The sequence below is a fragment of the Bacteroidota bacterium genome (genome assembly GCA_018692315.1).
Classification (GTDB): domain Bacteria; phylum Bacteroidota; class Bacteroidia; order Bacteroidales; family JABHKC01; genus JABHKC01.
The window spans coordinates 1-4,695 of the sequence record JABHKC010000195.1 but is presented as its reverse complement, the minus strand read 5'-3'; the positions used below and the strand labels follow the sequence as shown (position 1 = coordinate 4,695).

3 protein-coding genes are annotated in these 4,695 nt (G+C 34.6%); 2 read left to right on the top strand and 1 reads right to left on the bottom strand.

The genetic code is table 11. The features are described 5' to 3' along the window. Positions 1-137 precede the first annotated feature (137 nt). Positions 138-1,541: a PAS domain S-box protein gene (locus HN894_14495; GenBank protein MBT7144532.1), complete on the bottom strand. Its 1,404-nt coding sequence runs from the start codon at positions 1,539-1,541 to the stop codon at positions 138-140. A 1,096-nt stretch (positions 1,542-2,637) separates the two neighbouring features. Here HN894_14495 and HN894_14490 point away from each other — a divergent pair. Continuing rightward, the gene (locus HN894_14490; GenBank protein MBT7144531.1) at positions 2,638-3,279 is read left to right on the top strand and encodes an SH3 domain-containing protein; all 642 of its coding nucleotides are present in this window, start codon (positions 2,638-2,640) and stop codon (positions 3,277-3,279) included. 387 nt (positions 3,280-3,666) lie between these two features. Beyond that, complete coding sequence (locus tag HN894_14485) at positions 3,667-4,596, top strand: hypothetical protein (protein ID MBT7144530.1); 930 nt, start codon at positions 3,667-3,669, stop codon at positions 4,594-4,596. The last annotated feature ends 99 nt before the right edge of the window (positions 4,597-4,695 follow it).

Sequence of the window (4,695 nt, the reverse complement as noted above, 5' to 3'; positions counted from 1 at the left end):
TAGATTCGGTCCTTCGATTGAGGTAGAATGGTGGTAGTTAATGATGCCTGTAATTTTTTTTTGATATAAAAAAGGGAGGGGGAGAAGTCTACGATATCTCCGAATTTGATCAGTGTCGGTAAGCGGATGTTAGCGTGTCACATGAGTTTTAAGTGAGATTTAAGATTAACCTTTTGATTGAGAAATCCCATTTTTTTTCGAATATTGTGCCGGTGAAAATCGACAGAACTTTCAGAAATATACAACATTTCTACGATTTCTTTGGTTGTTTTGTCTTCTTTAATTAGGTTGGCCACTTGAATTTCTCTCGGAGTTAAGCCGAGATGAACGGCCGAAAGCTTTTTTGAAAAAGGAGAGATTACATTTTCAAGATTTGCTTTCAGGATACTCAAATAGGAGGCTTGACTATCATTTAAACCGCTGGTATCCAATTTTTCGAGATAGGGAAAAATGAGCTTTTTGACATTGAATAGGATCTTTTCTTCCATTTCGGTTTTGTCTTCATCTCTTCTTTGAAGTAAAACCTTTAGTGCAATATTTACTTCTTCAAGATTGCCGGTTTTTATCTCCAGCTCTTTTTCTCTTTTTTTCAGGGATTCTTCTGCCTTGACACGTGTGGTGATATTCTCATAAACAACAAAATGTTTTTTTTGCTGCAAGCCAACATGCCTAAAGTAGATAATTTTATCTTCACCGTTTTTACATCTAACCGTAAAAATCTCGGGATCATATTCTTTGACTGTGGTCCCGTTTTGCCACCACGTATCCCAAATGTCGATAATGTTTTTGCGATAATCATCATCCGGATAAGCTTTATTGAACCAGGAGCTGATATCTGGGAGATCTTCCTTGGAATAGCCAAAAATTTCGTGAAATTTTGGATTGAAGTATTCGATGTTTCTGGATGAGTCTAAAATCAGTAGACCTAAAGGCAATTTTTCGACCAAAGACCGGAATTGTTCCTCGCTTTTTCTCAATGCCAATTCCGTATGCTTGAGGTTTGTAATATCAACATGAGTGCCGATTGCTTGCAGCGGTTTTCCTTTCTTATCTTTTTTCGTTACTCGACCATGACCCAGAATCCATTTCCATTCATTCGATTTTGTTTTAACTCGATATTCTGCTTCATAGTGATCGGTTCTTCCCTCAAAATGGTCATTCAGAGCCTTTTCAACGATTGGCCAGTCATCGTGATGGGTAGACTGATCCCATATATTGGATGTATTTCCCATTTCATCCAAGGAATATCCGAGCATTTCCGCAGATTTTGTTGAGAAACGCATTTCATCATCGATAAAGTCAATCACCCACAGCCCTTCATTAGCCCCTTCCAGAGCCAATCTCAATCGGTTTTCACTTTCTTGCAACGCTTGAGCTCGCTCTCTAACGCGTTGATCAAGATCTCGATTTGTCTGCTTCAAAGCTATGTTTAATTTGTTAGATTCATTTGCCGATTGCTTCCTTTCCGCTTCGGCCTTTACTAGTTTTTCTTCTAATTTTTCAATAATCTGTTTTAATTCTTCTGCTGTTTGATCTGCCATTGATTTGTATGTCTTGCATTATCTAAAAAGATCCCAAAGATAAGAGAAATTACAACAACCTTGGTTGCATTTTTTTTTTTGGGACACCGTTAATTAGGACCGTCTTTTTATCAAAACGTTTTTCGATAAAACATGATATCTAAAACGTATCATTAACTCAATGGAATGTTTTAATCTCACATTTTAGGGGAAAAATTTACGCCGTATGTTTTGTATAATATTTTGATATTAATAGTATTAATAATCTGGTAGCGATGGTGTGATCTTTATTTTTCGAAGGTATTAAGCAACACCACTAACTCCCTGAGCAAAGATGAAGAAGTCGACACGAAAGCTTTTAAATGCAGTTCTCGTAGTAGAACATTTGAGTGAACCAGGAGTTTTAGCAGATAACAAATTGGAAACTGCAATTCGACAATTAGGTTTTCAAAATTATTGACAAAAATCGTCTTTCGCAAGCAAAAAGGCGATGAACTACTTCAGGTGATGTTTGCATTTATCATCGGTGTATATAACTTCAAAAAAGAGAAGACTTAATATGGCGTAAGTTGCGACAAATAACAGCCAAGCGTATTTTTATTGAGAACGAGTTAAACAAGGAATAAATCAAAGCGTTTATTTTTGATGATAAGTTGAAAGCAAGGAGAGGTAAACATGTGGAAGGCAGTTCCATTCACCATGAATGTACTATTACTTATTCTGTTTTTCGCCGTTTTTGGTGATATGTGCACTGGGAAACAGAAGGCAATATTCAACTAAATAAAAATTTGGATTATTACCAATGGAGTTATGTCCATATTTGTAAAAATGTAAAACCTTCGAATAAGGCAGTGAATGTACCATATCACAAGTAATACTAATAATTTAATGAGTTGTTTTATTACCGAGAAAATTTGAATGTTTTAGATATACGGAGAAAGATGTATCTCTATAAGAGTTTTTAATTGAATAGCATAGGCAATGAGTTTGGATTTAAACCAGTACCAGAAAAAAGGGGTCAAGTCTACTTTTGGCTTGTATAAGAGTCAAAAGTAGACTTGACCCCTTTTCTGACCCCTTTTTTCCAGTTAATAATGAAAAATAAGGAAAATTCCAGATGAATAAAAATTTTGTATATACTCTATTTATTGTTTTTTTCTTATTGTCCCCCTCCATTGTAATTGCGGAAGAATCCATCCCTTGGGAATGTGAAACTGAGTTTAGAAATCAAGTTTTTTCAAAATTAGATGAGCATCGGTTATCAAAAGAAAAATATGAGAAATGGTGGTGGGTTCCTAAGAAAATGCTGAAATTGAAAAGTCTTCCTTGTTTCAATTGGGCTAAAAAATCGGGTAAAGGAGCAGTAGATACTTATGATGATCTTGCGGAAGCTTGCAATGAAGTAGTTAAAACTTCCCTTAAAGTTAAAAGGAAATTTGATTGTTCTATTATTATGGCAGACATCCAAAAAAAGAAACAAGCCACCAAACTGAAAAGAGTTAAATCTTTCATTAATGCAACAGATAGGTGTTCAAATTTTCAAAGCAAAAGTTCAAAATTTAAAATTGTTGAGGTTGCTACAACAGCACTTAACGTGCGCAAGAAAGAAAATACAAGCAGTCAAATAGTGACAACATTAGATCGTGGAACATTTTTAAGAGTAGTGAATTCTTCGAAAGATTGGCTTAAAATCATTGATCATAAATGTAAAATAGGTTGGGTTGTAAAATACCTAACTAAGAATGTTCAACCAAAATAACCTGAGAAATATAATGCTCTTATAAGCATATATGCAAAAATATTTATAACAAATCACTATAAACGTCAAAATTGAAGTTTTTCGGATTTATCATGAATTCATTGTTGAAAAAGGGGAAAAAGGGATCACTCATCAGCAAAATCAAATCTTTTTTGACTTTACTTTGATATCCAATTAACTATTCACCGCTTTTAATAAAGGTCAAAAGTAGACTTGACCCCTTTTCTTTTTCTTTTTCATAAAAAAACATTAGAATTGTTTTTATATTAGATGATTGATATGATATATCAACTAATAAGGTTATCTTAATTTTAAAATAATGAACCACCCCGCCGCAAGCGGACGGGGTATTGAACCCAAAGCTACGCTATAAATCTAATTAAAACCATGAAGTCTATCAGCTTTTTAATCAAGGCTTTTTGCTTATTGATCTTAAATTTCATCATGGCACCATCAACACAGGCGCAATTTAACGGTGATTTTGAGATTAAACGTTATTACTTAGGCGAAGAAAATTTTTATGACTGGAAGGCTTATCAGACACCAGTCAATTGGGATAAACAATGGTTTACCACTAAAAATGGTATGAAAAGCAGCACGGGTAGCATATCCATGGATGAGTTTTACATATTTCTTGAAATAAAACTACATATGGATTTGTCAGATCACATCTCTTTTTTATACAAACAGCAGCAAAATTCTTTTTTCCGACCGGAAGACGACTACAAAGAGGCAGAATTTCGATTCGGAAAGAACATCTATTACTCAGTTATAGGATTCCCAACTTATGATAAAAAATATGGAAGTGTGGGTCATGCTATTTCTCTTGGAGAGGCAGAAAATCTCAATTTTGTCAGGTTTAGCAAATTAGATCAGTATATTGTCTACAATGAGAAAAATGTTGAAAATGACAGACAATCCGCAAATGACTATTATTCCGCCACTCCGGTATTATATCGATTACAGTCTAACTACTTACTTTTTGATTCCTGCTGGATTAATATCGATTTTAAAGATGAACCTGAAACAACTTTTATCGATGATGATAAAGCACAAAAATCACACTATCAGGGAAGGGAAACACATCTTCAATTGGAATGGCAATTTGATTCGAATAGTAGTGCAGGGATTAAGGTGATGCAAGACCATGAAATTAGACAAACAATTCCTAGCGACTCCTCAGCCAATATCGATTCGGATCAATTAATAAAATTGGAAGTTTATGATTTATATATGGGATTTACTATATTTGATACGGATTACTTATCGATGGGTTGTACCGCAGAAAATACCCATTCCCGCCCATTCAATTGCTAGCAATCTTCGTGAAGTATTCCAAATAGAGCCACCTACATTAACTATTCAGCAGATGCCAAGCCAAAGGTATTGTATTTCCGGAAACGCCTAAATCCATCC